Below are 2,641 nucleotides of genomic sequence, written 5' to 3'. Positions count from 1 at the left end.
ATTATCTATAAAGGCTAGAGAACTGATAAAATTATCATGATGGATGATTTTTCTAAGTGGGAAATTAAGAATTCTCAAACCATTCATTAAATAGATGTCGCATTTTTGCATTGCTGTGTTAATGACTATTCGTTCGATATTACTTAATGCATAATTACGACACTTCTCTCTGTTGATTTTGTTGTCTAGCTCCATGCTGGCAACCATTTCACCAGTAGTATTCCCTCCTCTGGACTTGAGGGTCCTTAATCTCAATTCGCCATCGCGCAATTCTTTACTTAGGACTCTGACTCTATTTGCTAATTCTATGACATCCGGAGCTATCTGAAGTGCGTCAAGAAGGTGATTAATCTTTATATGAATATCAACCAAATAGTGCTCAAGTTGTTTGATTGCATTTTTACCTGAAAAACTAGCCTGTAAAAAATCCATATTTGCTAACAATACGCCGACAAGAACTTGGTCAGTAAAGTCTCGCCTGATTGGAGGTGTGCTGCAACGATGGAGTCTCCTCATCGGACAGACGTAATACCCCATTCCTTTGTTATCTATCCCTGTCATGATTATCGAACATCCACACGAGCTGCAACGAAGAATAGAACGAAATAAATTGATTAAATAAGGATTGTCATATGATTTATCGCGTCCAAATGGAGTTAATCTAATCTCTTGTACATCTTGGAATAATTTATGTGAAATAATGGGTGGGTAATATTTGTCTATATTTTTTACACCCTTAGACATTGTTCTGTATGATGGGCAATATGTGCCAGTTACAGCTTTGTTTCCGAGGATTTTTTCAATCGTCGATGGATTCCATATGCCTGGATTTCCTGTCAGCGTTTGAGTTTTTTTATCATTAAGAATTTTTGTAATTCCATTCAGTGAATGGCCTTTTAAACGTAGTTTGAAAATATATTTAATAGTCTTGGCGTGTTGAGGTAAAACTTCAAACCCCCCTCCATCTTCTGTTGCTTTTAACCATCGAGGGCATGATCGTGTTAAAAGCTTTCCATTCTTTTCCGCGTCCTCTCTTTTTTTCTGCCAGACAGACCGCATACGCTTAGACTTAATCTCACTCTCCTCGTTAGCGCGTTGTGCAATCAAAATAGCTTTAATTAGAACATAAGGATCATCCAGTGATTCCTCATTGTAATGCGTCTGATCAGATAAAGTTACAACTTCGACTCCCGCTTTTAAAATATGCCGTAGCCGTTCAGTAGCGTCACCTATTTTTTCTCTTGAAAGTCGGTCAAGACTCTCAACCAGCAAAACTGTACCTTTTTTGATGAAACCATGTTCGATTGCATCAAGAAAGTCTGATAGAGCGCCACGAAGAGCATTTACTCCATTAAAAGCGCTGAGCCCCAAGTCTTGGTAAGTCAGATTATCTAACTCATATTCAGGATTTTGGGCTATCCATTCATCAATTAGCTGATTCTGACGTCGGAGTGAATCACCATATTGCTGAATTGGCGCGGAGAATCGAATGTATGCAATGGCTTCTTTTTCATATCATAGCCCCTCTGTAATCTGAAAAGATACTCTCACGCCATAGACGTGAGTAATGTGAGTGCGCTCAATTTTTGAACACAATGATAAACTGCTAAGCGTATGGATGTAGATGCGTAGCAGTGTTATAGCTTGTAGGGAAGATAGATAATTTCATATTTCTATGAAGGTTAGTGACAAAATTTCCGCAGCTTGCACCCTGCAGGTATTCTCTCACTATCGCTTCGTGCATCAACGTTTAGTTTCTATTAACTCCGGTCCTTGATATCCAACATTCCCAACGGCACGTGTTACGGCGTGCCATATAAATTTTTCAGCCGGCACGGCACCGTCGACTGCAATTTCCGCAGCTTCTTTCCCTCCAACATCCTGCCTCATCCATTCGCGAGCTGCATCTGGCGATAGTACTAGCGGTCGCCTGTCGTGAATATCAAGGAGTCCTTTGTCAGCTGCAGCTGTAACTATCAGAAAACCTTCTGCTTCATCACCTCGTTCAAATGGTGTGCTGCCAATTGCCGCTATGAATATTGGCTGACCATCGGTCCGATGAATGAAGTAGGGCTGTTTATTGTCGCCTTCCTTTTTCCACTCGTACCAACCATCAGCAAAGCAAATTGCGCGGCCATGCTGCCAGAGCGGTTTAAACATTCTGCTGGTGGCCGCAGTTTCAGACCTTGCGTTAATTAGCGGTGATTTATCCCACCACCCAGGGGCGTATCCCCAGATAACTGGATCAAGATGCAGTTGTTCATCACGTTCACTCAGAAGCAGAACTTTGGTGCCTGGCGCTACGTTGAAACGCCCGATGGGTTCTGGATCGTATGGAATATCGCGTTCAGCTTCATCTGAGAGCAGGGCGAGATAGTCTTCACGTGTCATTGACTGTGAAAAGCGTCCACACATAGAAACCTCCAGTTAACTGTCAGACTGAAAGTATAGGATATTGGTTAGTACGAGAGTATTTGAACCTCCACACCACTAATATTCCATTACGTCTTGCTACCTTTTCGAGGCTGTTATATGGCCGATAAACCACTACCCATTGTTACTTTTTTGGGGGCAAATTTGGGGGCAAAAATCAGTTAGGGGCATGATTTGGGGCGATGAAATGACTCATATTGCCAGTGAT

Annotated in this window: 2 protein-coding genes; both read right to left on the bottom strand. The window is 41.8% G+C overall.

Translation table 11 applies throughout. The features are described 5' to 3' along the window. Positions 1-1,500 (bottom strand): recombinase family protein (locus NNO03_RS22350; protein ID WP_271450601.1); only part of this gene is annotated, 1,500 nt, incomplete at its 3' end. Positions 1,501-1,743: 243 nt separating this feature from the next. Continuing rightward, entirely contained in the window at positions 1,744-2,415 is a 672-nt protein-coding gene (locus NNO03_RS22345) for an SOS response-associated peptidase (protein ID WP_271450600.1), read from the bottom strand. Positions 2,416-2,641 lie beyond the last annotated feature (226 nt).

This window comes from Citrobacter sp. Igbk 16, from assembly GCF_028069755.1.
Lineage (GTDB): Bacteria > Pseudomonadota > Gammaproteobacteria > Enterobacterales > Enterobacteriaceae > Citrobacter.
Note: the sequence above shows the minus strand (reverse complement) of the source record. Positions and strands in the feature narration are given on the sequence as shown.